Source organism: Pseudomonas sp. MF6755 (assembly GCF_016405635.1).
In the GTDB taxonomy this organism is placed as follows: domain Bacteria; phylum Pseudomonadota; class Gammaproteobacteria; order Pseudomonadales; family Pseudomonadaceae; genus Aquipseudomonas; species Aquipseudomonas haemolytica.
The window spans coordinates 298756-323544 of the sequence record NZ_JAEKDA010000001.1 but is presented as its reverse complement, the minus strand read 5'-3'; the positions used below and the strand labels follow the sequence as shown (position 1 = coordinate 323544).

At 60.2% G+C, this 24789-nt stretch carries 22 protein-coding genes and 1 pseudogene; 13 read left to right on the top strand and 10 right to left on the bottom strand.

The annotated features are described in order from the left end of the window. The first annotated feature begins 99 nt into the window (after window positions 1-99). The gene (locus JFT66_RS29705) at window positions 100-318 is read left to right on the top strand and encodes a hypothetical protein (protein WP_167524249.1); all 219 of its coding nucleotides are present in this window, start codon (window positions 100-102) and stop codon (window positions 316-318) included. Window positions 319-418: 100 nt separating this feature from the next. Here JFT66_RS29705 and JFT66_RS01520 read toward each other — a convergent pair whose 3' ends face one another. Then, window positions 419-1606 carry an MFS transporter gene (locus tag JFT66_RS01520; RefSeq protein WP_034118721.1) on the bottom strand — a complete coding sequence of 396 codons (1188 nt, stop codon included), beginning with the start codon at window positions 1604-1606 and terminating at the stop codon, window positions 419-421. A 482-nt stretch (window positions 1607-2088) separates the two neighbouring features. Between JFT66_RS01520 and mqo the strand changes: the two genes are divergently transcribed. Beyond that, a complete protein-coding gene (gene mqo / locus JFT66_RS01515; RefSeq protein ID WP_034118722.1) occupies window positions 2089-3735 on the top strand; it encodes a malate dehydrogenase (quinone) in 1647 nt (548 codons plus the stop codon). A gap of 199 nt (window positions 3736-3934) precedes the next feature. Here the strand turns inward: mqo and JFT66_RS01510 are convergent, their stop codons facing one another. The 4 genes from JFT66_RS01510 to JFT66_RS01495 form a co-directional block, all read right to left on the bottom strand. Then, complete coding sequence (locus JFT66_RS01510) at window positions 3935-4330, bottom strand: PIN domain-containing protein (protein WP_034118723.1); 396 nt, start codon at window positions 4328-4330, stop codon at window positions 3935-3937. After that, entirely contained in the window at window positions 4327-4584 is a 258-nt protein-coding gene (locus tag JFT66_RS01505; protein WP_034118724.1) for an AbrB/MazE/SpoVT family DNA-binding domain-containing protein, read from the bottom strand. The genes JFT66_RS01510 and JFT66_RS01505 overlap by 4 nt, the downstream gene beginning before the upstream one ends. 175 nt (window positions 4585-4759) lie before the next feature. Beyond that, entirely contained in the window at window positions 4760-6133 is a 1374-nt protein-coding gene (gene ppnN / locus JFT66_RS01500; protein ID WP_034118725.1) for a nucleotide 5'-monophosphate nucleosidase PpnN, read from the bottom strand. A 148-nt stretch (window positions 6134-6281) separates the two neighbouring features. Then, window positions 6282-7106 carry an aspartyl/asparaginyl beta-hydroxylase domain-containing protein gene (locus JFT66_RS01495; RefSeq protein ID WP_034118726.1) on the bottom strand — a complete coding sequence of 275 codons (825 nt, stop codon included), beginning with the start codon at window positions 7104-7106 and terminating at the stop codon, window positions 6282-6284. Window positions 7107-7381: 275 nt separating this feature from the next. Between JFT66_RS01495 and fabV the strand changes: the two genes are divergently transcribed. Next, window positions 7382-8575 (top strand): enoyl-ACP reductase FabV, encoded by a 1194-nt coding sequence (fabV, locus tag JFT66_RS01490; RefSeq protein WP_198858637.1) that lies wholly within the window; start codon window positions 7382-7384, stop codon window positions 8573-8575. A gap of 226 nt (window positions 8576-8801) precedes the next feature. Beyond that, entirely contained in the window at window positions 8802-9425 is a 624-nt protein-coding gene (locus JFT66_RS01485) for an HAD family hydrolase (RefSeq protein WP_198858636.1), read from the top strand. Here the strand turns inward: JFT66_RS01485 and JFT66_RS01480 are convergent. Then, window positions 9422-10327 (bottom strand): LysR family transcriptional regulator, encoded by a 906-nt coding sequence (locus JFT66_RS01480; RefSeq protein ID WP_198858635.1) that lies wholly within the window; start codon window positions 10325-10327, stop codon window positions 9422-9424. The two genes, JFT66_RS01485 and JFT66_RS01480, sit on opposite strands and share 4 nt — an antisense overlap. 102 nt (window positions 10328-10429) lie before the next feature. Between JFT66_RS01480 and JFT66_RS01475 the strand changes: the two genes are divergently transcribed. Next, window positions 10430-11599 carry an acetylornithine transaminase gene (locus JFT66_RS01475; RefSeq protein ID WP_198858634.1) on the top strand — a complete coding sequence of 390 codons (1170 nt, stop codon included), beginning with the start codon at window positions 10430-10432 and terminating at the stop codon, window positions 11597-11599. A gap of 121 nt (window positions 11600-11720) precedes the next feature. On the opposite strand, the gene punR is transcribed toward JFT66_RS01475, so the two are convergent. Beyond that, window positions 11721-12635: a DNA-binding transcriptional activator PunR gene (gene punR, locus JFT66_RS01470; protein WP_034118730.1), complete on the bottom strand. Its 915-nt coding sequence runs from the start codon at window positions 12633-12635 to the stop codon at window positions 11721-11723. 122 nt (window positions 12636-12757) lie between these two features. Here punR and punC point away from each other — a divergent pair, with 122 nt between their 5' ends. Then, complete coding sequence (gene punC / locus JFT66_RS01465) at window positions 12758-13942, top strand: purine nucleoside transporter PunC (RefSeq protein ID WP_198858633.1); 1185 nt, start codon at window positions 12758-12760, stop codon at window positions 13940-13942. A gap of 129 nt (window positions 13943-14071) precedes the next feature. Here the strand turns inward: punC and JFT66_RS01460 are convergent. Then, window positions 14072-14905, bottom strand: a pseudogene (locus tag JFT66_RS01460) (nucleoside-binding protein). Between the two features lie 158 nt (window positions 14906-15063). Between JFT66_RS01460 and JFT66_RS01455 the strand changes: the two are divergent. After that, entirely contained in the window at window positions 15064-16566 is a 1503-nt protein-coding gene (locus JFT66_RS01455; RefSeq protein ID WP_034118733.1) for a nucleobase:cation symporter-2 family protein, read from the top strand. A 37-nt stretch (window positions 16567-16603) separates the two neighbouring features. Here JFT66_RS01455 and JFT66_RS01450 read toward each other — a convergent pair whose 3' ends face one another. Further along, window positions 16604-17536: a proline iminopeptidase-family hydrolase gene (locus JFT66_RS01450; protein ID WP_198858632.1), complete on the bottom strand. Its 933-nt coding sequence runs from the start codon at window positions 17534-17536 to the stop codon at window positions 16604-16606. Between the two features lie 92 nt (window positions 17537-17628). Further along, window positions 17629-18393 carry a LuxR family transcriptional regulator gene (locus tag JFT66_RS01445; protein ID WP_034118735.1) on the bottom strand — a complete coding sequence of 255 codons (765 nt, stop codon included), beginning with the start codon at window positions 18391-18393 and terminating at the stop codon, window positions 17629-17631. A gap of 183 nt (window positions 18394-18576) precedes the next feature. On the opposite strand from JFT66_RS01445, the gene JFT66_RS01440 reads away from it, so the two are divergent. The 6 genes from JFT66_RS01440 to JFT66_RS01415 are packed head-to-tail and all read left to right on the top strand — an operon-like array spanning window position 18577 to window position 24737. After that, window positions 18577-19464, top strand: a complete 888-nt coding sequence (locus JFT66_RS01440) for a proline iminopeptidase-family hydrolase (RefSeq protein WP_153837766.1) — start codon at window positions 18577-18579, stop codon at window positions 19462-19464. Between the two features lie 3 nt (window positions 19465-19467). Continuing rightward, window positions 19468-20415, top strand: a complete 948-nt coding sequence (locus tag JFT66_RS01435; RefSeq protein ID WP_153837767.1) for an ABC transporter permease — start codon at window positions 19468-19470, stop codon at window positions 20413-20415. Continuing rightward, entirely contained in the window at window positions 20412-21269 is an 858-nt protein-coding gene (locus JFT66_RS01430) for an ABC transporter permease (protein WP_034118738.1), read from the top strand. The genes JFT66_RS01435 and JFT66_RS01430 overlap by 4 nt, the downstream gene beginning before the upstream one ends. Further along, complete coding sequence (locus JFT66_RS01425) at window positions 21266-22222, top strand: ABC transporter ATP-binding protein (RefSeq protein ID WP_034118739.1); 957 nt, start codon at window positions 21266-21268, stop codon at window positions 22220-22222. The genes JFT66_RS01430 and JFT66_RS01425 overlap by 4 nt, the downstream gene beginning before the upstream one ends. Continuing rightward, on the top strand, window positions 22219-23190 hold the full coding sequence (locus JFT66_RS01420) for an ABC transporter ATP-binding protein (RefSeq protein WP_153837769.1): 972 nt from the start codon (window positions 22219-22221) through the stop codon (window positions 23188-23190). The genes JFT66_RS01425 and JFT66_RS01420 overlap by 4 nt, the downstream gene beginning before the upstream one ends. Window positions 23191-23222: 32 nt before the next feature. Beyond that, window positions 23223-24737: an ABC transporter substrate-binding protein gene (locus JFT66_RS01415; protein ID WP_153837770.1), complete on the top strand. Its 1515-nt coding sequence runs from the start codon at window positions 23223-23225 to the stop codon at window positions 24735-24737. Window positions 24738-24789: the final 52 nt, after the last annotated feature.

The following is a 24789-nucleotide window of genomic DNA, read 5'->3' as shown; positions in this document are numbered from 1 at the left end:
CCTGTCCCGCTGCAAAGTTTCATAATCCGCTGCACCTTTGAGGTCTACGATCCCAACAAGAGAGGCCTCTACGCCTCCAGCCCACAGGAAGCTGAAACCATGGTCTCGAACCTCGTCAAAGTTGTGATGATCACCGGTACGTTGATGTTGAGTGCTTGTTCATCCTCACCAGCCGTGAGCAGTGACCCGTGCTTTTCAGGTGGATGCCAGGCATTCGGTGACCACAGCCCCAACAAAGCCACCAAGCTAAATTTCGGTGGCAACGGGCTGGGGAGTAGTTATGGGGACTATGGTTCGGGGTTGTTGCATGATGATTGATGAGGTGGTGGGTCAGTCTGTGGTGTGTTGACTGACCCACTGCAATCGGGAGCAAGCCCCCTCCCACATTGGATTTATGATCGGCGCAAAACTTGTGGCGTTAGTGACCGCCTTTCATGCGCCGGGCGATCAGGTAAAGGCCCAAGCCCACCAGTGCCGTAGCGGCGCCGATGTAGCCGGTGCTGGTCCAGCCCAGGCCGGCAGTGATGGCCATCCCGCCAAACCACGGCCCCAGTGCATTCGCCAGGTTAAACGCCGCATGATTCGACGCCGCCGCCAAGCTCGGCGCTTCATGTGCAATATCCATCAGGCGAATCTGCAACGGTGCCGCCAACGCGACCATGGTGCCCACCAACCCCATGCTCAGCAGCACGCCCCACAGCGACGATGCGGCGAAGGGGAAGAACAACAACACGGCCATCGACCACACCAAGATCAAGCCCACCGCCCGAAATTGCATGCGATCGAACAGCTTGCCGCCGGCGATATTGCCGATGATGCCGCCGACGCCAAATGCGGCCAGGCCGAACGGAATCCACTGTGGCGAGACTCTGGTCACTTCGAGCATGGTCGGCGCGAGGTAGCTGAATACGCAGAACATCCCGGCAAAACCTATCGCGCCGATGGACAGCGCCATCCACACCTGGGGTTTGGTGAAGGCGCGCAGTTCCTTGCGTGGGTCGCTGCGTTGTTCGTCGTGGCGGTGGGGTACGAACTGCCAGACCAGGGCGATGGTGATGAGGGCGATCACGCTGACCAGGGCGAACGCCGACCGCCAGCCCAGGTGTTGGCCGAGGAAAGTGGCGATGGGGTTGCCGAGCAGCATGGCCAGGGTCAGGCCCATCATTACGCGCGCTACGGCGCCGGCGCGTTTGTCGTTGGGCACCATGCTGGAGGCAACCACGGCGGCGATGCCGAAGTAGGCGCCGTGGGGCAGGCCGCTGATAAAGCGGAAGGCCACCAGCGAGCCGAAGGTCGGGGTGAAGGCGGTGGCGAAGTTGCCGAGGGCATACAGGCCCATCAGCAACAGCAGCATGTGTTTGCGTAGCAGCTTGGCGCCGAGGATGGCCAGCAGCGGGGCACCGACCATCACGCCCAGGGCGTAGGCGCTGATGGCGTGGCCGACCTGGGGTTCGCTCAAACCCAGGTTCTGGGCGATGTCGGGCATCAGGCCCATGATGGCGAATTCGCCGGTGCCGATCGCGAAGGCGCCCACGGCCATGGCTGCTTCCATTTTGGCGGCGCTGCGCACGGGCAGTACGTGCCCGGGTGTTTGCTGGATAGTCATGGGTAACTCTGTTGGGGTGGCGTGCACGAAGGACAGTCGCCGATGCTACGCAAACGGCGACGAAGGTGTCTAGAACCGCCATTTGCGCGAGAGTTCCAGGCCTGTGACCGCAGGTCGCGCCTGCCAGGCTTGACACGGGGGCATTAAAACCCGCGATTTAGGGCTGTCAATTGGCCAAACGGCGCATAAACGCCGTTCAGCGTGATATTCTGCGCGCCGTCTTGGTCTAGTCTTTCCATGGTGCGTACACCCGTATACGTCCCAGCGGTTGGCTGTCGCCCAGGTAGCTGAAGCCAATAATGATAAGAAGTCAGCGCAGAAGGGACATAACAGTGAGGTCGATCAATCGGCCTTGTGTGCCCACCCTGCAGTCCTTATGTGAATGTGCAGACCCCGCGGTACGTTGCCTGACGTAGCGTGATCGAGGGTCGCTCATGACCAGGGGCGGTGGGGCGGATGGCGTTTTATCATAGGTGCTACTGATGTTTAAAAAAGTAAACACTGCCCTGCTGGGGCTGGCTTTGTCGATGGGGATCACGTCCGTTCACGCGGAAGAGGCAAAGAAAGTCGATGTGCTGCTGATCGGCGGCGGCATCATGAGTGCGACCCTGGGTGTCTGGCTCAATGAGCTGGAACCGGACTGGTCCATGGAGATGGTCGAGCGCCTCGATGGCGTGGCCGAAGAAAGCTCCAACGGCTGGAACAATGCCGGTACCGGTCACTCGGCCCTGGCCGAGCTGAACTACACCCCGGAAGACAAGAACGGCAACGTTGAGATCCCCAAAGCGGTCGAGATCAACGAAGCATTCCAGATCTCCCGTCAGTTCTGGTCCTGGCAGGTCCAGCAGGGTGTGTTGAAGAACCCGCGTTCGTTCATCAACTCCACTCCGCACATGAGCTTTGTGTGGGGCGATGACAACATCAAGTTCCTGAAAAAACGCTACGAAGCCCTGCAAGCGAGCCCGCTGTTCGCCGGTATGCAGTACTCCGAAGACCCGGCGCAGATCGCCAAGTGGGTTCCGCTGATGATGGAAGGGCGTGACCCGAACCAGAAAATCGCGGCCACCTGGAGCCCGATCGGCACCGACGTGAACTTCGGCGAGATCACTCGCCAGTTCGTCGCTCACCTGCAAACCACGCCGAAGTTCGACCTGAAACTGTCGAGCGAAGTGCAGGACATCACCCGCAACGACGACGGTTCGTGGCGTGTGAGCTACAAAAACCTCAAGGACGGCACCAAGACTGAAACCGACGCCAAGTTCGTGTTCATCGGTGCCGGCGGCGGTGCCCTGCACTTGCTGCAAAAGTCGGGCATTCCTGAAGCCAAGGAATACGCTGGCTTCCCGGTAGGGGGGTCGTTCCTGGTGACCGATAACCCAACCATCGCCGAACAACACCTGGCCAAGGCCTACGGCAAGGCTTCGGTGGGTTCGCCACCGATGTCGGTTCCGCACCTGGACACCCGCGTGCTGGATGGCAAGCGCGTGATCCTGTTTGGCCCATTCGCGACCTTCTCGACCAAGTTCCTGAAAGAAGGCTCGTACCTGGACCTGCTGACCAGCACCACCACCCACAACATCTGGCCAATGACCAAAGTCGGTATTCGTGAATACCCTCTGGTCGAGTACCTCGCCGGCCAACTGATGCTGTCGGATGACGACCGCTTCAAGGCGCTGCAAGAGTACTTCCCGAACGCCAAGCAATCCGACTGGCGCCTGTGGCAAGCCGGCCAGCGCGTGCAGATCATCAAGCGTGATGAAGAGCAGGGCGGCGTGCTGAAACTCGGTACCGAAGTGGTCAGCTCCGCCGACAACAGCATCGCTGGCCTGTTGGGTGCATCGCCAGGCGCGTCCACCGCGGCTCCGATCATGCTGACCGTGCTGCAGAAAGTGTTCAAGGACAAGGTGGCAAGCCCAGCCTGGCAGGAAAAACTGCACCAGATCGTGCCAAGCTACGGCACCAAGCTGAACGACAGCCCTGAGGCTGTTGCCAAGGAATGGGCCTACACCGCCGGTATCCTGCAACTGACCCCACCGCCTGCGATTCCGCAGTTGACCGCTCCAAAGGCTACCGAGGCTGCCAAGCCTGCGGCTGAGCCGAGCAAGCCGGCGTCTGACCTGGCGCTGTAAGCAACACCCACGAAAAAGCCCGCTGAACCGGTAACGGTCAGCGGGCTTTTTTGTGGCTACGAGAGCAGTTCAGCAAGCCGACAGACACCACCTGTTAAAAAGTACCCAGGGCCAAGCAGGAGCGCAGCTGAAACAAGGGGGCAATTTTACTCAGGTGTTGGGCGTTCTAGCTCGAGGGGGTTGTATGTTGCCAAGTAGCTCAACCAAGCCGCTTCATGCCCGCTGCCTTGACCGCGTTGAGGTCGAAGGTGGCGGTGTACTCGCAGCCGGCCGCATGGGCGCAACGCTCGATCAGGCAGTCGGCGAAGTCGGCCTTGTTCGCCACAAACTTACGCAGCGCCTGCCAGATGACCTCGGCATGTTCCACGGTCAGTTCGCGGGTGCGCAGTAGGGTTTCCAGCACCGTCACCACTTCACTCTTGGCCGACTGATAGCAGCTTTGCAGCACCCATACCAATTCAACGATTGAAACCAGGCTTACAAAGCCCGGCGAAGCAGTGGTCAGTGATTCGATCAGCTCGGACGCCTTGGCTGATTGAACGGGATCATCCTGGGTGACGTAGCGCACCAGCACATTGGTATCCAGGCCAATCATCGGGCTTTTGCCCCCCGGGTGGCGATGGCCTGGTTCATCTCCTCGATGGAGACGGCCTTGACCGGTTTGCGGATCAAGCCTTTGAGGTCGTGCACCGTTTTGCTCGCGGCAATGATGGAGAACTTTCCATCTTCCGTTTCGACGAATTCAACCCGATCGCCTGTTTCCAGGCCCAGGGCTGCCCTGACTTGGACAGGAATGGTGATTTGACCTTTCGAGGTCAGCGTGGCGGTCGCCATAGTGAAGATCTCCATCGTGATATTCCTTACCTTAGGGTAAGGAGTGATGGAGCACAATATCCGTTGGTCCATAGGTTGCTCGCAGAGGTGTGGGTGAGTCGTACTAGTAAAAACCCTAGTCCGAACTCCTGATCCTCACACCTTTGGCCGCACTTCAAACAGATACAAACTATGACCGACCGCCGCTAGTTCACTGCACCACGCGATAACACGGCACATACGCCGCGCCGCCCGGCAACTTCATGCGGTGCTGGGCGACAAATGCTTTGAGCAGCTCATCCAATGGCTTCATGATCGCCGGGTCGCCATGGATCTCATACGGGCCGTTTTCCTCGATCAGGCGGATGCCCTTGTCTTTCACGTTGCCCGCCACGATCCCTGAGAACGCCCGGCGCAGGTTGGCCGCCAGTTCGTGGGGTGGCAGCGCGTGGTTCAGTTGCAGGCTCGCCATGTTTTCGTGAGTGGGGTCGAACGGGCGCTGGAAGCCTTCATCGATCTTCAGCAGCCAGTTGAAGTGAAACGCGTCGTTACGCTCGCGGCGGAATTGCTTCACGGCCTTGAGGCCGGCGGTCATCTGGCGCGCCACTTCGGCTGGGTCGTCGATGATGATCTGGTAGTGCTTCTGCGCCGCTTCACCCAGGGTGGCCCCGACGAACGCATGCAATTGTTCCAGGTACGGCGCGGCGTGTTTCGGCCCGGTGAGGACTACCGGGAACGGCAGGTCGCGGTTGTCCGGGTGCATCAGGATGCCCAGCAGGTACAGGAACTCTTCGGCCGTGCCGGCGCCGCCCGGAAAGATGATGATGCCGTGGCCTACGCGCACGAAGGCTTCCAGGCGCTTTTCGATATCCGGCAGAATCACCAGCTCATTGACGATGGGGTTCGGCGCTTCGGCGGCGATGATGCCCGGCTCGGTCAAGCCCAGGTAGCGGCCGTTGGTAATGCGCTGTTTGGCGTGGGAAATGGTCGCGCCTTTCATCGGGCCTTTCATCACGCCGGGGCCGCAGCCGGTGCACACGTCGAGGCTGCGCAGGCCCAGTTCGTGCCCGACTTTCTTGGTGTATTTGTATTCTTCGGTGTTGATCGAGTGGCCGCCCCAGCACACCACGATCTTCGGCTCGACACCCGGGCGCAGCGTACGAGCGTTGCGCAGCAGGTGGAACACGTAGTCGGTGATGCCTTGGGAGTTGCTCAGGTCGATGCGCTGGCTGTCCAGCTCGTTCTCGGTGTAGACGATGTCGCGCAGGGCGCTGAACAACATCTCGCGGGTGCTGGCGATCATTTCGCCATCGACGAAGGCATCGGCCGGGGCGTTGAGCAGTTCCAGGCGTACGCCGCGGTCCTGCTGGTGAATACGCACTTCAAAGTCTTTGTAGGCGTCGAGGATGGTCTTGGCATTGTCGATGTGTGCGCCGGTGTTGAGGATGGCCAAGGCGCATTGGCGGAACAGGGTATAGATGCTGCCGCTGCCGGCTTCACTCAGTTGCTGGACTTCACGTTGGGACAGGGTTTCTAGGCTGCCCTTGGGGCTGACGGAGGCGTTGATGACTTGACGTTGGGGCATTCTGATTCCTTGAAAGCACAGCCATCGCGCCCATTGAGAGGCGATGGCTTGAGAATGGTGGGCGCCGATTACGGTCGCACGAGACGGTTATTTACCTCAGGCACCGGGCCAAGCGCAAACACCGTCCAGCACCATCATGCCGCAGAACTTACTGAATCAGCTTCCAGTTTTTGTAGAAAACCCGACGCAGTGTAAAGACCAGGCCGGCAAACCCTGCGATCACGGCGTTGAGCAACGACGGCAGCAAGGTTGGGCGCACGATATCAATGAACAGGCAGTAGCGTTTTGCATCGTTTTTATTGAAGGACGCATGCATCAGCGTGTCATCGAAGATAAACAGCGGGTCGTCATGCCAGTAGTGCTTGTGCTTGCCCACCTGGATATACACACCCTCGTGATGCGGCGCTGGTGCCATGTTGTAGAGCACGCGAAACATCATGCGCAGGGGGCCGAAGTGGAAGGAGGTCGAGCGGTTCTCGTTAAATACCGAGACACCGATGGTCTTCACGAATGGTAGCTTCTTGCGCAGTTGCGGAATATCCAGAGTGGTCTCGATCGGGCGACCGTACCACTGGAAAAACAACATGCCGCGTTTCTTCTCCGCCATGCGTTCGTCCAGGTAGCCGATGATTTCATCCTTGCGGGCCATGGCGTCGTCTATCACTTGCTGCAGGTCTTCGCGCCATGCGGGCGGCAGGTCTTGCATCGTGTAGACATGGCGATTGCGGCTGCTCAGCAGGTCGAGCAAGGTGTTGAAGGGGGCGAGCACCCAGGTATTGCGACCGTTGCCGATAAAATATTTCTTGATGGTGTCTCGGTCGTACAGGCCGTTGCGCAGGAAATCATAAACACCGCAGAACACCACCAGCAGCAGAAATACCAGGCACGTACGCGGAAAACAGTAGATCAGCAGCAGAACGCCGAGTACCCAGGCCAGGGATACCAGCTTTTTGCCAACAGCACTTTTGCTCATGAAACACGGCTCCAAACTTGAAACATAGTGAAACAATCTCGTCATGATAGGGGGTTCTGGAGCCGACCGGCGTTTTTAAATAGTGCGAAATTGTGAAGCCCCTGCACAATTTGTAACCATCGCCCCGCACCGTCCGGGGTTTGTGGATTGAATTTTGAGAACAGAAGATTTGCGACTATCGTGACGCTTCGGTTTTTCAGGCGTCATAGACCGGTACGATTGAAGTTGAATGGCCACCATTGGCCTTCGGCACCTTGGAAGAGGCAGAAATTTTTATGATCATCAAACCGCGGGTTCGTGGCTTTATCTGTGTGACCGCCCACCCTGTTGGCTGTGAAGCGAACGTCAAAGAGCAGATCGACTACGTAGCCAAGAATGGCGTAATCGAGGGCGGCCCCAAGAAGGTGCTGGTCCTCGGTGCTTCCACCGGTTACGGCCTGGCCGCGCGCATCAGTGCCGCGTTTGGCTGCGGCGCCGACACCCTGGGCGTGTTTTTTGAGAAAGAAGGCGAGGAAGGCAAGCTGAGCTCCGCCGGCTGGTACAACAGCGCGGCGTTCGAGAAGTTTGCCGTGGAAAAAGGCCTGTACGCCAAGAGCATCAACGGCGACGCGTTCTCCGACGAGATCAAGCGCCTGACCATCGACACCATCAAGAAAGACCTGGGCAAGATCGACCTGGTGGTCTACAGCCTGGCCGCGCCACGCCGTACCGACCCGCAAGGCGTGGTGCACACTTCCACCCTCAAGCCAATCGGCAAGGCCGTGACCCTGCGCGGTATCAACACCGACAAGGGCGTCGTGGTCGACACCACCCTTGAGCCTGCGACCCAGGAAGAAATCGACGGCACCGTGAAGGTCATGGGTGGCGAAGACTGGCAGTTGTGGATCGACGCCCTGCGTGACGCCGATGTGTTGGCCGAAGGCGCCAAGACCACTGCGTTCACCTACCTCGGTGAGAAGCTGACCCAGGACATCTACTGGAACGGTTCCATCGGCGAAGCCAAGAAAGACCTGGACAAGAAAGTCCTGACCCTGCGCGAAAACCTCGCTGCGCTCAAGGGCGACGCCCGTGTGTCGGTGCTCAAGGCCGTGGTCACCCAGGCCAGCTCGGCAATCCCGATCATGCCGTTGTACCTGTCGCTGCTGTTCAAGGTGATGAAAGAGCAGGGCACCCATGAAGGCTGCATCGAGCAGGTCTACGGCCTGTTCAAGGACAGCCTGTACGGCAACGAGCCTAAGCTCGACGCCGATGGCCGCCTGCGTGCCGACCTGGCTGAGCTGGAGCCTAAGGTCCAGGACGCCGTGGCTGCGCTGTGGAACCAGGTCACCGACGACAACGTCAACGAGATCAGCGATTTTGCCGGCTACAAGGCGGAGTTCCTGCGCTTGTTCGGCTTCGAGATCGACGGCGTGGATTACGAAGCAGACGTGAACCCGACCGTTAAAATCAACGGCCTGATCCAAGCCTAAGGCCTGCTCCAGGCCTAACATGTGGGAGGGGGCTTGCTCCCGATAGCGGTGTACCAGTCCATATCTTCAGTGACTGACACACTGCTATCGGGAGCAAGCCCCCTCCCACATTTGATCTGCGTAGACCATTCTTTTTGAGACGCGTCCTATCTACCATTGCATTCCCACTACCGCTCCTAATCTGCCAGACTCCTACGGCTATCAAGCCACGCTAACGGAGGATCTGATGACGATTCGTGCAGTAGTTTTTGATTTCGGCGGTGTCCTGTTCGATTGGAGCCCGCAGCACCTGTACCGCAAGCTGATTGCCGATGATGCAGAGCGGCAATGGTTCCTCGACAACATCTGCACCCAAGCCTGGAACACCGAGCAGGATGCCGGTCGTACTTTAGCTGAAGCCACTCGCAGCCTGATTGACCAACACCCCGATCATCACACCTTGATCCAGGCTTATTACGGGCGTTGGCACGAGATGCTGCGCGGTGAATTACCCGACGGCGTGGCGATTCTCGAGGCGCTGCACCAGGCCGATGTGCCGTTGTTCGGGCTCACCAACTGGTCGGCTGAAACCTTCCCCTACGCCCTGGCCAATTACCCATTCCTGCAACGTTTTCGCGACATTGTTGTGTCCGGCGAGTTGAAGTTGATCAAGCCTGACCCGGCGATTTACCACGCCAGCCTTGATCAGGTCCGCGCCCATCTACCGGATATCCAGCCGGGTGAAGTGGTGTTTATCGATGATGTCGCCGGCAACATCGAGGCTGCCGTCGCCTTGGGTTGGCAAGGTATCCACCATGTGTCGGCCGAGCGTACCGCTGCGCGCTTGCGGGAGTTGGGCGTGGCTTTCTAGCGCGCCCATTTCTCCATGACAAAATCGACGAACGCCCGCAGCTTGGGCAGGCGATAGCGGTCCTGGCGATACAGCAGGTGCATGGGGCGGCTGGGCAGTTTATAGGTGGTTAACAAGGCCACCAGCTTGCCGCTCTCCAGATCCGGTTGCACCAGAGCATCGGCCAGCATGATGATTCCCATGCCGTTGACGGCCGCCTGGCGCAAGCCTTGCGAGCTGTTGATGGTCAATGAGCCGGCCACAGGAACCTCCACCTCGCCGTCATCCCCGGTCATGCGCCACAGTTTGTCGGTGTCGCGCCAGTTATCGTTCGCAGGATAGGCAAACGCCAGACAATCGTGCTGCTGCAGATCATCTGGGGTCTGCGGCACGCCACGTCGCGCCAGGTACGCAGGTGACGCGCAGAGCGTGAGGGTGTAGGGCTGCATTGGCCTGGCGATCAGGCTGGATGTTTCCAGTTCGCCAAGGCGGATCGCCACGTCGAAGCCGCTGTCTATGAGGTCCATCCGCTCATTGCTCAGCACCACGTACAAGTCGATAAGCGGGTAGCGCTGGGAAAACTCGCTTAAGGCCGGTACCAGGCGTTCGGTGCCGAACACGGGGGGCGCGGTGATACGCAGGCTGCCTTTTGGGGTTTCGCTGTGGATCTGCTCCGCCAGTAGCTCGGAGTCGGCCACCAGCCCCAGCACTTCCAGGCAGCGCTGATAATACTGCGCGCCAAATTCCGTCAGGTGCTGTTTACGGGTGGTGCGTTTGAGCAAGCTGACGCCTAGCCGTTGCTCCAGCGCACGCAAATGGTTGCCCACCATGGTGGTCGACATCCCGCACTCCTGAGCGGCGGCGGTCATGCTGCCGGTTTCGACAACTTTCACGTACACCGACATCGCCTGGAACAGGTCCATTATCAAGTCCTGATTTAAAGTCATTGCAGAAAATCGCAGTTTATCCAGCTCAGGTGGCTAACGATACTTCCACAACCACAACGATGCACTGGAGCCGCCACCATGACCGCCGCCTGCCTGATGAGTACTTACCAACCCCTGGCCCTGAGCTTCACCCGTGGGCTGGGCACGCGCCTATGGGACCAGCAGGGCCGCGAATACCTGGACGCCGTCGCCGGTGTGGCGGTGACCAATGTCGGCCATTCCCATCCCCGGCTGGTGGCGGCCATCACTGAGCAGGCCGGCCTGCTGCTGCATACCTCCAACCTCTACAGCATCGACTGGCAACAACGGCTGGCCGAGCGCCTGGCCCAGTTGTCCGGCCTGGATCGCGCGTTCTTCAACAACTCCGGGGCCGAGGCCAACGAGACGGCGCTGAAACTCGCGCGTTTGCACGGCTGGAAAAAAGGCATTGAACAGCCGCTGGTGGTGGTGATGGAGAACGCCTTTCACGGCCGGACCCTCGGCACCATGGCTGCCAGCGACGGGCCTTCAGTGCGCCTGGGGTTCCAGCGCCTGCCCGGGGACTTTATCAAGGTTGGTTTTGGCGATATGACCGCGTTGGAGGCAATCACCGCGCAGTTCGGTACACGCATCGCAGCGGTGCTGTTGGAACCGATCCAGGGCGAAAGTGGCGTGCTGGTCGCGCCACCGGGTTACCTGAAAGCCCTGCGCGACTACTGCACGCGCCACGGCTGGCTGATGATGCTCGACGAGATCCAGACGGGTATCGGGCGCACCGGCACCTGGTTCGCTTTCCAGCACGAAGGTATCGTGCCGGACGTGATGACCCTGGCCAAGGGCCTCGGCAATGGCGTGCCCATCGGCGCGTGCCTGGCCCGCGGCGCCGTTGCCGAGCTGTTCACGCCAGGCAGTCATGGCAGCACCTTTGGCGGCAACCCGCTGGCTTGCCGTGTTGGTTGTACGGTGCTGGAGATTATCCAGCAGCAAGGCTTGCTACAGAACGCGGCACGCCAGGGCGAACACCTGCTGGCGCGGTTGCGCATGGAATTGGATGAGCACCCGCAGGTACGGGCGATTCGTGGCAAGGGGCTGATGATCGGGATTGAACTGGCCAACCCTTACCGCGACCTGGCCCAACGTGCCGCTCAGGAGCATGGGCTGTTGATTAACGTCACGCGGGGCAAGATTATTCGCCTGCTGCCGCCGCTGACGTTGGATGCCAAGGAAGTCGAGATGATTGTGCGCGCTATCACCAGACTGCTGGATTGAACATGCAATCAGAGTGTGGGAGGGGGCTTGCTCCCGATAGCAGTGTGTCAGCCACTGAAGATATTGACTGGTACACCGCTATCGGGAGCAAGCCCCCTCCCACAGTGGTTCTGTGTTGGGTTCAGGGAGAAGGGCCATTCAACCATTCCTGGTTCATGGTCTCGGTATCTCCCAGGTACTCCAGCAACCACGCCATGGCCGGCGACAGTTTGTTCTGTGCCCACGCCACGCACGACGGGCTGGCCGGAAACGGCCGGCTTAACTGCAACGCCACCAACTCACCGCGCTCAACCCACGGCAGCACCTGATGGGCCGGCGCCATGCCGACACACAGGCCATCGCGCAGGCAATCCAGCGCCGAAGCCCAGTTGGGCACCACCAGGCGGCGCTGGTTATCCAGGGTCCAGGTGTCGCGCTTGGGCAGGTTGCGCGAGGTGTCGGTCATGCACAGCGAGGCGAAAGGCCGCAGTTGGTCATCACTGAGCAGCCCTTCCACTGCCGCCAGCGGATGCCGGGCACTGACCACACACAGCCAGTTCAACAGGCCCATGTCGCGGAAGGTAAAGTGGCTGGCTACCGGCACCGCGCTGGTGGCGCCGATCACGATGTCGGTGCGCTCATCGGCCAGCGCATCCCACACGCCGTTGTACACCTCGTACTCCAGCAGCAATTCCACTTCGGGAAACTGCCGGTAGAAGTCCAGCACCAGTTGGCGGCAACGCTGGGGTTTGACGATGGAGTCCACAGCGACCTTCAATTGGCCACTCCAGCCATTGGCCACCTGCTGGCACAAGCGCCGGGTGCCGAGCATTTTTTTCATCACGGCGCGGGCTTCGTCGATAAACAGGCGGCCGGCGGGGGTCAGCTCCACGTCGCGATGCCTGCGCACGAATAGGGGCACGGCCAGCCATTCTTCGAGCTGGCGCACGGTATAGCTGATGGCCGACGGCACGCGGTGCAGTTCCTGGGCGGCGGCGCTGAAGCTGCCGTGACGGGCGACCGCATCGACCACATCCAGGGAATATTCGGACCACATGGCGCTAGACTTCAAAATTATTGATAGAAGTGTCCAATTATTATCGCTTCACACACATTTTGTCAGCTTCATAATGGGCGCCAGTCAGCAAATAGTTTGATGGCAGTATTCACAAGGCTTCGATGAAAAATTCTTTTGGTTTTACCTGGTATCTGGCGGGGCTGAGCATGCTCGGTTATCTCGCCATGGACATGTACTTGCCCGCGTTTGGCGCCATGGGTGAGCAGTTGCAGATTGGTGCCGGCGCGGTAGGCGCCAGCTTGAGTATTTTCCTCGCCGGCTTTGCGGTGGGGCAGTTGCTGTGGGGGCCGCTCTCGGACCGCCTGGGGCGCAAGCCAATCCTGCTCGCGGGCTTGAGCCTGTTTGTGCTCGGTTGCTTGGGCATGTTCTGGGTCGAGACCGCGCCGCAACTGCTGGCCCTGCGCTTTATGCAGGCGATTGGCGTGTGTGCCGCCGCCGTGAGCTGGCAGGCATTGGTGATCGATCGCTACCCGGCCGACAAGGCCCACCGCGTATTCGCCAGCATCATGCCGTTGATGTCGCTGTCACCGGCCCTCGCACCGTTGTTGGGCGCCTTGGTGCTGAATCACTTTGGCTGGCAGGCGATCTTCGGCGTGTTGCTGGTGGTGTCATTGTTGCTGCTGTTGCCGACCTTGTTCCTGCGCAGCGTGCCCAAGCGTCTGGAGCAGAAGGGCGGCCCCACGCGCCTTGGTTATGGGCAGTTGCTTACTTCCCGGGTGTTTACCGGCAATGTGATGATCTTCGCCGCCTGTTCGGCCAGCTTTTTTGCTTGGCTCACGGCTTCGCCGTTCATCCTTGGTGGCATGGGTTACAGCCCGAATGACATCGGCCTCAGCTACGTGCTGCCGACCCTGGCGTTTCTCGTCGGCGGCTACAGTTGCCGCAGCGCCTTGCAGCGTTTACCAGGCAAAACCCTGCTGCCGTGGCTGCTGGCGGCGTATTGCCTGAGCATGGTGGCGTTGTACCTGGTTGCCACCTTGAGCGTGCCGACCCTCACCACTTTGCTGATTCCGTTCTGCCTGATGGCCCTGTGCAACGGCGCCAGCTACCCGATTGTGGTGGCGAATGCGCTGATGCCGTTTGCGGAAAACTCCGGCAAGGCGGCGGCGCTGCAAAACACCCTGCAGTTGGGCCTGTGCTTCCTGGCCAGCTTGTTGGTGTCGTCGATGATCGAGCAACCGCTGTTGATTACGGTGATTGTGATGTTGGCGACTGCGCCGTTGGCGGTGTTGGGTTATTGGTTGGCGCGGCCGAAGGCCAGTCCTTCCGAACTGGCCAGCGCCTGAGCTGACAATACGGTCAAAATGTGGGAGAGGGCTTGCTCCCGATAGCGGTGTGCCAGCCTCTGAAGATAGTGACTGATGCACCGCTATCGGGAGCAAGCCCCCTCCCACATGGGTCCTGAGTTTCTTCAGTTAGAACGTGACTTCCATATTCAGCGTAGGCGTTGAAGTTCGGGTTCCCCGGCCACCATCCACGCCAAATTTGTTATGCCAGTACTCGTACCCCACCCCCAGGTACAGGTTCGGCTTGACGCTTTTACCCGGCCGCACCGCCACCATCAACGCCGTGCGCATCAGCGCTTCTGGCGCAGTATTGCGGCCGTGGTAGTCCTCGCCTTTCTCCCCGACGTAGTTGATAAACCCCTGGAATTTCGCCGCATGGTTGCCGACCTCGAACGGGCGCATCCAGGTCAGGTTGAGCATGTAGGTGTCGTCGAATGTGTGATTGGACTCTTGCGCGCCAGGGATGCCGGTGTGGTTCCTTTCCTTGTAGTACATCAGGCTCAGGTCCAGTACGCCGACGGTGTTGAACTTCAAGGTCGGGCCGATCACCAGGGCGCGCTTTTTGGCTGACGCGAAGTTGTTGTTGCGGTTGGCATCGAAACCCAGGGTCAGAGCGTAATCCTTGATCAGGCCAGTGCCCGGCGGCAGGTCGAACACCCGCGAGGCATACAGCTGGTGCCGGTACACCGCGTACACCTCGCTGCCGCCGTGGTCGGTGCCTTTGCGTGGGTCGCGGCTGTCGGACAGGAACACATCCAGATTGAGGAAATTGCTGCCGTAGCGGTAGCCGCTGGCGTGGGTAAAGCTTTAGATGCGCTTGCTGAAATCGTCGGGGTTGTTCGGGTTGGTGAAGTGCTGGCCGTAGCGAAAACCTAGGCTGTTGTTCATCCATTCCACCGCGACAGCCTCCCCGCCGCCGAGAAGGGTTAAAGCAACGGTGGCGCCCTGTAGTGCCTTTTTCATTATTTTTAGTCCTTTGGCGTTCTGGCTCATGACGGCCGAATTGTTTTTGTAACGCCGTTGGAGGGTATCTTGTTCGATTGATTGTATACAACTCTATGGACATACAGTCTGTACATTGCATACAGTGAGCGCACAACAAAAACAGAGAACCCCTCACCATGACTATCCCGAAGGCGTCACCGCAGCGGCCCGAAGATGAGAATCTGGGCGTCGCCGCCAACATGGCTTACGGCCTGCAGCATGTGCTCACCATGTACGGCGGCATCGTCGCCGTGCCGTTGATCGTCGGCCAGGCAGCCGGGTTGTCGCCGGCGGATATCGGCCTGTTGATCGCCGCTTCGCTGTTTGCTGGCGGCCTGGCCACGTTGTTGCAAACCCTTGGCCTGCCGTTCTTCGGCTGTCAGTTGCCGCTGGTGCAGGGCGTGTCGTTCGCGGGCGTGGCGACGATGGTGGCGATTGTCGGCAGTGACGGTGCCGGAGGGATTCCAGCGATTCTCGGCGCGGTGATGGCCGCGTCGTTAATCGGCCTGTTGATCACCCCGGTGTTCTCGCGGATCACCAAATTCTTCCCGCCGCTGGTGACGGGCATTGTGATTACCACCATCGGCCTGACCCTGATGCCTGTGGCAGCGCGCTGGGCCATGGGTGGCAACAGCCGTGCGGCGGACTTCGGCAGCATGTCGAATATCGGCCTGGCCGCGTTGACCCTGGTGCTGGTGCTGCTGCTGAGCAAAATCGGCAGCGCAACCATTTCGCGCTTGTCGATTCTGCTGGCGATGGTGATCGGCACGGTGATCGCGGTGCTGCTTGGCATGGCTGACTTCTCCAGTGTGACCCAGGGGCCGATGTTCGGCTTCCCCACACCTTTCCACTTCGGCATGCCAACCTTCCATGTGGCTGCGATCATTTCCATGTGCATCGTGGTGATGGTGACACTGGTGGAAACCTCGGCGGATATCCTGGCCGTTGGCGAGATCATCGACACCAAGGTTGACTCCAAGCGCCTTGGCAATGGCCTGCGCGCCGATATGTTATCGAGCATGTTTGCGCCGATCTTCGGTTCGTTCACCCAGAGCGCGTTCGCCCAGAACGTCGGCCTGGTGGCCGTTACCGGGGTGAAGAGCCGGTTTGTGGTGGCTACCGGTGGGGTATTCCTGGTGGTGCTCGGCTTGCTGCCGTTCATGGGCCGGGTGATCGCAGCGGTGCCAACCTCTGTGCTGGGCGGCGCCGGCATCGTGTTGTTCGGCACGGTGGCGGCCAGCGGTATTCGCACGCTGTCCAAGGTGGACTACCGCAACAATATGAACCTGATCATCGTTGCGACGAGTATCGGGTTTGGCATGATCCCCATCGCCGCGCCGAGCTTCTACGATCACTTTCCAACCTGGTTCGCGACCATTTTCCACTCGGGCATCAGTTCGTCGGCGATCATGGCGATCCTGCTGAACCTGGCGTTCAACCACTTCACCGCCGGCAACTCTGACCAGCAGTCAGTGTTTGTAGCGGGGACTGAGCGCAGCTTGTGCTTCCGTGACGTGGCCGCGTTGCGCGACGGAGATTACTACCGGGGTGGGAAGTTGTTCGATGCCGAGGGCAAGGAGATTCCTTTGGTATCGGATACCTTGAAGAAAGCCGCAAAACCTGAAACCACTGAGGTCTAAATGTGGGAGGGAGCAAGCCCCCTCCCACATTGGGAATTCAGCCAGCCTTGAGAGCTGTGTGCGGCAGTGAACACACCTCATCCAGAAACTTCACCACTGTCCCCATGCACGCTTGGCGTTCTTCCACATGGGGCATGTGGCTGGAGTCTTCAAACAGTGCCCAGCGCACGTCCGCGATCTCATCCAGGAAAGGCTTGACCACCAATGGCGTGGCCTCGTCATGCCGGCCGGAAATCACCAGGGTCGGTACCTTTATCGCCGACAGGCGGCCGATCACGTTCCAGTCCCTCAAGCTGCCGATCACGTGGAACTCGGTCGGGCCGCTCATGGCGTGGTACACAGTCGGGTCTGCATCGACCTGGGCAAAGGTGCGCGCCACTTCCTCCGGCCAAGGGTTGACCCGGCACACGTGCTGGTCATAGAAAATCCGCGAAGCGACCAGGTATTCCGGGTCTTGATAGGTGCCAGCCTGCTCGTGTTTGAGCAGGGTTTCGTGCACCCCCTCAGGCAACAGTTTGCGCAGACGGTTGGCTTCGCTGACCCAGGTACGCATGCAGGTGGGTGAGTTGGCGGGAATAAACGCGCGCAGGCCCTTGGGTTGCAGGATCGCATGCTCGCTGCCCAGCATGCCGCCCCAGGATTGGCCGAGAATTGCATAGTTCTCGCTGATCTGCAGGTGGTCCAGCAGGTTGTTCAACTCTTCGAGGAACAGGCCGATGGTCCAGAACGACGGGTCTTTCTCTGGCAAGTGCGTAGAGCGGCCGTTGCCCAGTTGGTCGTAGTGAATCACCGCATGGCCGCTGGCGGCGACATCCTTGAAGGCATCCACGTAATCGTGGGTGCAACCCGGGCCACCATGGATGATCACCAACGGCGTACGGCCTGTGGTCAGGTCGCCCGTGACGCGATACCAGGTCTGATAGGCGCCAAAGGGCGCGTAGCCTTCGCGAACTTTCTCGATGAATTCCATTTCGTGCCCCGCTCTGAAAAAAGGATCAGGGTTACGATAGTCTGAACAAAAAGTTTAGGTAACTAGCAAAACAGCTAGGTTTTTTCTAAAGCTCAACCTTCCAGCAAGCGGTAGTGGGTGGCCCGCACAACCGCCTGTACACGGTTCTTGGCCCCCAGTTTGTGCATGGCCGAGGCCAAGTGCAGGGTGACCACAGCCAGTGACCGGCTCAATTGCGTGGCGATTTCGGCGGCGGTCAGGCCATCGGCGGCCCATTTCAGGCATTCGCGTTCGCGCTTGGTCAGGTGGATATGCGGGTAGGCGCGTAGCTCCTTGCTGAACAGCGGGTACGCCGCTTCTTGCAAGGCATGGGTAATCAGGCTGAAATCGGCCAGCGTATGTTGTGCGTCCTTCAATACCGTGCGCGCCTTGCCGGTGCGCAACCCGGTCAGCGACGCGAAGCCGCCCCGGGGCAGATGAATCGGTACGCTGACGCCGCAGGTCAATTGCCGTTCATGCAGGTACGAGGACACGGGGGCGTGGCAGGGGTCGATGATTTTTTGCAGGGCAGTCTCGGTCTTCGCTTCATAGGACCAGACAAACGGCGATACCGTGCTCAACGCCAGGTGCTGCACCGGGTCGATCTGGTAAAACCCTTCGCTGCACCATAAGGCGTGCCAGTCGGTCGGGGTGTTACGCAGTTGCAGTAGCGAGGGCGTAATCAGTGCACCATCGAGGTCAATGGGCACCGGGGTGTAGTCATACACCAGTGCATCGAAGCCCAGTTGTTGGGCAAGGATAAACGTATTGTCCATCTGTTCATCCAGGCTCCTGCCTGGCATGAGACGATTATTGAAGGCGGTCAGCTTGGCCAGCATCCGTTCTGCTCCCGAATTCATTTGAATCTCGACTTGCGGCAAGTAGAATGCCACGCCCCGGCGAAGGACTGCCAGGCCAAACCTATAAGAAATACTAGGTTATGGACGCACGGCATCCTCGGTAGTGTTGACCTGATAAACGGCCGCTACCCGCCAGGCCGATACAACACAAGGAATGTATGCATGTGGCGTGAAATTGCCCCCGACCAGCAGTACAACGTGCAAGTCGACGGCCATAACCTCGTGGTCTACAGCTTCGGCGAAGGCGATGAGGTACTGCTGTGTCTCAACGGCGGGCCGGGCCTGCCGTGTGACTATCTGCGTGACGCCCATGGCTGGCTCAAAGCGCATAACCTGCGAGTGGTTGCATTCGACCAGCTTGGCACGGGCGCATCAGCCAGACCGACCGATATTGCCCTGTGGGAAATCCGCCGTTATGTCGAAGAAGTCGAGACCGTGCGCCAAGCGCTGGATCTGGGCCGCGTGCATTTGCTCGGGCATTCCTGGGGCGGTTGGCTGGGTATCGAATACGCCATTCATTACCCCGATGCGCTGAAAAGCCTGATCCTGGAAAACACCGTCGGCGACATTCCGCATTTGTCCCAGGAACTCGAACGCCTGCGTGGCGCCCTGGGCAGCGAAACCGTGGCCATGATGCAACGCCACGAAGCCATGGGTACCCTCGACCACCCGCAATACCAAGCCGCCATTACCTTGCTCAACTATCGCCACGTGTGCCGCCTCGACGAATGGCCGGAGCCGCTCAAGCGCTCCCTGGGCGACTGGAACATGGGGCCTTACGAAACCATGCAAGGCCCCAATGAGTTCCTCTATATCGGCAACCTCAAGGACTGGAACCGCCTCAACGAAATGGCCGAGTTCAAGATGCCGATCCTGATCACCACCGGCCAGCACGACGAACTCACCCCGGCCTGTGCCATGCGCATGAAGCTCGCGGCCACTCACGCCGAACTGCACGTATTTCCCAATAGCAGCCATATGCCGTTTTATGAGGAGCCCCAGGCGTACTTCCCCGTGCTGCTGGACTTTCTCGCCCGCCACCGAGGCTGACGCATGAACCTGGCGCGTTACCGTTTTGTCTTGTCCCGGCCGCTGCAATTGTTGCCGGTGTTGTTTGGCATCAGCCTGATTACGTTCGTGTTGGTGCGCTCGATCCCAGGTGACCCGGCGCGGGCGCTGCTGGGCTCGCGCAGCACGCCGGATGCCCTGCTGAAAATCCGCGCCCAGTTCGGCCTCGACCAGCCCTTGTGGCTGCAATATTTCTATTTCCTGAAGAACCTGCTCAAGGGCGACCTCGGCCAATCGCTGCTGTACAAGGTTGACGCCCTGAAACTGATCGTCACCCGTATCGAGCCGACCCTGGTGCTGGTGCTGGGCAGCGTAGTCCTGGCGTTGCTGATCGCGGTGCCGCTGGCGACAGTGGCGGCACGCAATAAGGGCGGTTGGGCGGACAACCTGATCCGCGTATTCACCACGGTCGGCCTGGGCATGCCGGCATTCTGGCTGGGGTTGATGCTGATCCTGCTGCTCAGCGTGCAATGGGGCCTGTTTCCGGTGTCCGGCTACGGTCGCACCTGGGTGGATAAGGCGCACCATATGGTCTTGCCCTGCCTGACCATCGCCCTGGCGCTGTCGGCGGTGCTGGTGCGCAACCTGCGGGCGAGCATGTTGATGGAGTTGCAGGCCGATCATGTCACCGCCGCCCGTGCGCGGGGCTTGTCGGAAGCCGCCGTGTTTCGTCGGCATGTGTTGCCCAACTCCCTGGTGCCGGCGGTCAACCTGCTGGCGGTCAACATCGGCTGGCTGATCAGCGGCACGGTGGTCATCGAAAGTCTGTTCGCCATTCCGGGCATCGGCCAGTTGCTGGTGCGCGGTATTTTTACCCGCGATTACATGGTGGTTCAGGGCGTGGCGATGGTGCTGGCGTGTGCCACGGTGGTGGTCAACTTCGTTGCCGACGTGGTAACGGTGGCCCTCGACCCGCGGGTGAAGATGCAATGAGCAGCCGCCCACTGATCGCCCCATGGCGTTTGCGCCTGCGCTTCGGGTTTCGCAATGGTCGACGGACCGCCGCGTGGGGCCTGTTGATCCTGCTTGCATGGTTGGCCCTGGCGCTGTTTGCGCCGTGGATCGCACCTTTTGACCCCATCGCGCAGAACACCGACATGAGTTTGCTGGCGCCCAGCCTTGCGCATCCGTTTGGTACGGACAATTACGGCAGGGATGTTTTATCGAGGGTGATCTGGGGCGCGCGGATCGACCTGCAACTGGCGATTGTCGGGGTGATCTTCCCGTTCATCATCGGCACTTTCGTCGGTGCGGTGTCCGGCTATGTAGGCGGGCGTTTCGACAGTTTCTGCATGCGCGTGATCGATGTCGTCCTGGCGTTTCCGTTCCTGGTGCTGATGCTGGCGATCATGGCCATTCTCGGGCCGGGCTTGAAGAGTTTCTATATCGCCATGGCGCTGGTGGGCTGGGTGTCGTATGCGCGGCTGATTCGCTCGCAGATCCTGGTGCTCAAGGAAAGCGAGTTTGCCCTGGCCGCCAAGAGCCTGGGCTTTGGCCATGGGCGCATTTTGTTCCGGCATTTGCTGCCCAATGCCCTGTTTGGTTCCGTCGTATTTTCCATGTCCGACGCAGTGCTGGTGCTGCTCAATGGCGCCGCCGTGAGTTACCTGGGCCTGGGCGTGCAACCCCCCACCGCCGAGTGGGGGACGATGGTGGCCGAAGGGCAAGCCTTTATCACCACGGCTTGGTGGATCTGCACCTTCCCGGGCTTGGCCATCGTGACCCTGGCGATGGGCTTCAGCCTATTGGCTGACGGCGTCGCACAGGTGTTGGGGGATCGCGCATGAGCCTGCTGCAAGTGCGCGACCTCAGTGTGATCGCCAACAACGCCGGGCGTGATGTTACCTTGGTAGACCGCGTGTCCTTCGACGTGGCCGAAGGTGAAATCCTTGGGCTGGTGGGCGAGAGCGGTTCGGGCAAGACCATGGCCTGTCGCGGCTTGATGCGCTTGCTCCCATCGCCAAACCTGCGGGTCCAGGGCGGCACCGTGCGGCTTGCCGGCCAGGACCTGTTGCAACTGGATGATGCCGGCATGCGTGCGGTACGAGGTGGGCAACTGGGCATGATCTTCCAGAACCCCAGCAGCCACCTGGACCCGCTGATGCGCATCGGTGAGCAGATTGCCGAGGGCATTCGCCTGCATCAAGGTGCTTCGAAAAAAGACGCCCGCTTGCAGGCCATCGAGGTGCTGCGCCAGGTCGGGATTCCTGACCCCCAGGCGCGGGTCGACAACTACCCCCATGAGTTTTCCGGTGGCATGCGCCAGCGCGCGATGATCGCCGTCGCCCTGGGCTGCAACCCGAAAGTGCTGATCGCCGACGAGCCGACCACCGCCCTCGATGTGACGGTGCAGGCGCAAATCCTGCGCCTGTTGCTCGACCTGCGCGACCAGCGTGGCCTGTCGATCATCATGATCACCCATGACCTGGGCGTGGTCGCGCAAACCTGCGACTCCATCGCCGTGATGTACGCCGGGCGCCTGTGCGAGCACGGCAGTAAATACGCGCTGTTGGCCCACCCGCAACACCCGTACACCGCTGGCCTGATCGACTGCCAGCCGGCCCATGGCAGCGGCCATGCCTTGCTGCGCACGATCCCCGGCCAGCCGCCGTTGCTCGATGAGTTGCCCGCTGGTTGCCGCTTCAACCCGCGTTGTCCGCAGGCCGGTGCCTTGTGCACTGAGTTGCTGCCGCAAGGCGCACGCGTGGCCTGTCACTATCCGTTGGGAGGGCGACCATGAGCCTATTGCAGATCAAGGACCTGGAGGTGCGTTTTGCCGCGTCCGGCAGTGGCCTGTTCGGCCTGAACAAGCAGTGGGTGAGGGCGGTGAACGGTGTGTCGCTGAACCTTGCCGCGGGGGAAACCCTCGGTTTGGTGGGTGAGTCCGGCAGCGGCAAGAGCACCCTGGGCCGGGCGATTCTGCACCTCAACCCGATCAGCGCCGGGCAGGTGTTGTTTGACGGTATCGACATGGCCCATGGCAGCGCCATCGACATCGCCCGCCTGCGCCATGAGACCGCGATGATTTTCCAGGACCCTTACGCCGCGTTGAACCCACGCCAGAGCGTCGGCGAGATCATTGCCGAGGTGCTGCGCGTGCAGCGCAAGGTGGCTGTGGAGCAGATCCCGGCGCGCGTCAACGAGCTACTGGGTCTGGTTGGCCTGCGTCCCGAGTTGGCCGCACGCAAGCCGGGCTCCCTCAGCGGCGGCCAGTGCCAGCGCGTCGGCATCGCCCGGGCGCTGGCGGTGGAGCCGCGGTTGATCATCGCCGATGAATGCGTGGCGGCGCTGGATGTGTCGATCCAGGGCCAGATCATCAACCTGCTGCTGGAACTGCAACAGCGCATGAACCTGGCGATCCTGTTTATCGCCCACGACCTGGCCATCGTGCGGCGCCTGTGCGACCGCGTAGCGGTGATGTACCTGGGCAAGATCGTCGAGGAAGGGCCGGTGGAAGCGGTGTTTACCACGCCGCGTCATCCGTATACGGCGGCATTGATCGAGGCGATCCCCGAGATTGATCCGCAGCGCCCGTTGCCTGCGCTGCCGTTGCCCGGCGAGCCACCGAGCCCGCTGAACCTGCCTACTGGCTGCGCCTTCCACCCGCGTTGCCGGCATGCCCGAACGATGTGTTCGGTGGTGTTGCCGCCGACCCATTTCCTGCACGAGCATCGGTACAGTTGCGTGCTTGAAGAACCTTTGCTTTAACCCTCTGCCATTCATTAACAAGGAGTTGTGATATGCAATCGCGCCACTTGAAACTACTCGCCGCCGCGACGCTCACCGCTTGGTCGTTGACCGCTGGCCTGGCCCACGCCGCTGGCGTCCTGACCATCGGCTGCCGTGAAGACAGCACTACCTTCGACCCGATCAAAAGCGCGCAGAACCGCGACACCTGGGTATTCGCCAACGTCTACGACACCCTGGTGCGCGTGGATAACCTGGGCACCAAGATGGAGCCGGGCCTGGCTGAAAGCTGGGAGATTTCCAAGGATGGCCTGACCTACACCTTCAAGCTGCGCGAGGCGAAGTTCTCCGACGGATCAAAGATCACCGCCGACGATGCCGCATTCAGCCTGCTGCGCATCCGCGACAACAAGGCGTCGTTGTGGAGCGACCCGTTCAGCCTGATCAACACCGCCAAGGCCAGCGATCCCAAGACCCTGGTGGTCACCTTGAAAACCCCGGCAGTGGCCTTCCTCTCGCAACTGGCGTCGCCGACGGTGTCGATTCTGTCGGAAAAAGCCATGACCAAAATGGGCGAAGACGCCTACTCGGAAAACCCGGTGACCTCCGGTGCGTTTACCGTGGAAGAATGGCGCAAGGGCGACCGGGTGATCCTGAAGAAGAACCCGAATTTCTGGCAGGCCAACACCGTCAGCCTGGATGGCGTGGAATGGGTCTCGGTGACCGACGACAACACCCGCATGCGCATGGTGCAGAACAACGAACTCGACACGGCGATCTTCGTGCCGTTTTCCCGGGTTGAAGAACTCAAGAAAGACCAGAACGTGGTCATCCACTCCGACCCTTCCACCCGTGAAGATCACCTGCTGATCAACCACGAGCACGGCCTGCTGGCCAAGCCGCAAGTGCGCGAGGCCTTGGACATGGCCATCGATAAGCAATCGTTGGTGAAAACCGCCACTTACGGTCAAGGCACCGTGGCCTATTCCTACATCCCCAAAGGCTCGCTGTATCACTACGCCAACAACCTGCAACGCCCGTATGACCCTACTGCGGCCAAAAAGCTGCTGGAAGAGGCTGGCGCCAAGGACTTGAAGCTCAACTACGTGGTCAACGCCGGCAACGAAGCTGACGAGCAGATTGCGGTGATCATCAAGGACCAGTTGGCCAAGGTCGGTGTGACCGCGAACCTGCAGAAGGTCGACCCGACCCAAAGCTGGCAGATGCTGGTGGACGGTGATTACGATATTTCGGTGATGTACTGGACCAACGACATCCTCGACCCGGACCAGAAAACCACCTTCGTGCTGGGCCACGACACCAACCAGAACTACATGACCCGTTATAAGAACGACAAGGTCAAGGCATTGGTCGGGGCTGCGCGAGTCGAGGCAGACCCGGCCAAGCGTGAGCAGATGTATGTCGAGTTGCAGAAACTGGCGAAACAGGATGTGAACTGGATTGACCTGTATTACAGCCCGTACATCAATATTTCACGCAAGAATGTGAGCAACTTCCTGCAGAACCCGTTGGGGCGCTTCACCCTTGAGGAAGTGGTGAAAAACTAAAGAACACTGAGTATCAATGTGGGAGGGGGCAAGCCCCCTCCCTCATTTGGTT

Excerpts from the sequence above, each read along its gene's own strand:
- punR (WP_034118730.1), bottom strand. The coding sequence starts at position 12,635 with ATGTGGTCCGAATATTCCCTGGATGTGGTCGATGCGGTCGCCCGTCAC.
- JFT66_RS01495 (WP_034118726.1), bottom strand. The coding sequence starts at position 7,106 with ATGAGCAAAAGTGCTGTTGGCAAAAAGCTGGTATCCCTGGCCTGGGTA.
- JFT66_RS01520 (WP_034118721.1), bottom strand. The coding sequence starts at position 1,606 with ATGACTATCCAGCAAACACCCGGGCACGTACTGCCCGTGCGCAGCGCC.
- JFT66_RS01485 (WP_198858636.1), top strand. The coding sequence starts at position 8,802 with ATGACGATTCGTGCAGTAGTTTTTGATTTCGGCGGTGTCCTGTTCGAT.
- JFT66_RS01430 (WP_034118738.1), top strand. The coding sequence starts at position 20,412 with ATGAGCAGCCGCCCACTGATCGCCCCATGGCGTTTGCGCCTGCGCTTC.
- mqo (WP_034118722.1), top strand. The coding sequence starts at position 2,089 with ATGTTTAAAAAAGTAAACACTGCCCTGCTGGGGCTGGCTTTGTCGATG.
- JFT66_RS01415 (WP_153837770.1), top strand. The coding sequence starts at position 23,223 with ATGCAATCGCGCCACTTGAAACTACTCGCCGCCGCGACGCTCACCGCT.
- JFT66_RS01425 (WP_034118739.1), top strand. The coding sequence starts at position 21,266 with ATGAGCCTGCTGCAAGTGCGCGACCTCAGTGTGATCGCCAACAACGCC.
- JFT66_RS01440 (WP_153837766.1), top strand. The coding sequence starts at position 18,577 with ATGTGGCGTGAAATTGCCCCCGACCAGCAGTACAACGTGCAAGTCGAC.
- JFT66_RS29705 (WP_167524249.1), top strand. The coding sequence starts at position 100 with ATGGTCTCGAACCTCGTCAAAGTTGTGATGATCACCGGTACGTTGATG.
- JFT66_RS01435 (WP_153837767.1), top strand. The coding sequence starts at position 19,468 with ATGAACCTGGCGCGTTACCGTTTTGTCTTGTCCCGGCCGCTGCAATTG.
- JFT66_RS01510 (WP_034118723.1), bottom strand. The coding sequence starts at position 4,330 with ATGATTGGCCTGGATACCAATGTGCTGGTGCGCTACGTCACCCAGGAT.
- JFT66_RS01420 (WP_153837769.1), top strand. The coding sequence starts at position 22,219 with ATGAGCCTATTGCAGATCAAGGACCTGGAGGTGCGTTTTGCCGCGTCC.
- JFT66_RS01455 (WP_034118733.1), top strand. The coding sequence starts at position 15,064 with ATGACTATCCCGAAGGCGTCACCGCAGCGGCCCGAAGATGAGAATCTG.
- JFT66_RS01505 (WP_034118724.1), bottom strand. The coding sequence starts at position 4,584 with ATGGAGATCTTCACTATGGCGACCGCCACGCTGACCTCGAAAGGTCAA.
- JFT66_RS01445 (WP_034118735.1), bottom strand. The coding sequence starts at position 18,393 with ATGCTGGCCAAGCTGACCGCCTTCAATAATCGTCTCATGCCAGGCAGG.
- JFT66_RS01480 (WP_198858635.1), bottom strand. The coding sequence starts at position 10,327 with ATGGACCTGTTCCAGGCGATGTCGGTGTACGTGAAAGTTGTCGAAACC.
- JFT66_RS01450 (WP_198858632.1), bottom strand. The coding sequence starts at position 17,536 with ATGGAATTCATCGAGAAAGTTCGCGAAGGCTACGCGCCCTTTGGCGCC.
- ppnN (WP_034118725.1), bottom strand. The coding sequence starts at position 6,133 with ATGCCCCAACGTCAAGTCATCAACGCCTCCGTCAGCCCCAAGGGCAGC.
- punC (WP_198858633.1), top strand. The coding sequence starts at position 12,758 with ATGAAAAATTCTTTTGGTTTTACCTGGTATCTGGCGGGGCTGAGCATG.
- JFT66_RS01475 (WP_198858634.1), top strand. The coding sequence starts at position 10,430 with ATGACCGCCGCCTGCCTGATGAGTACTTACCAACCCCTGGCCCTGAGC.
- fabV (WP_198858637.1), top strand. The coding sequence starts at position 7,382 with ATGATCATCAAACCGCGGGTTCGTGGCTTTATCTGTGTGACCGCCCAC.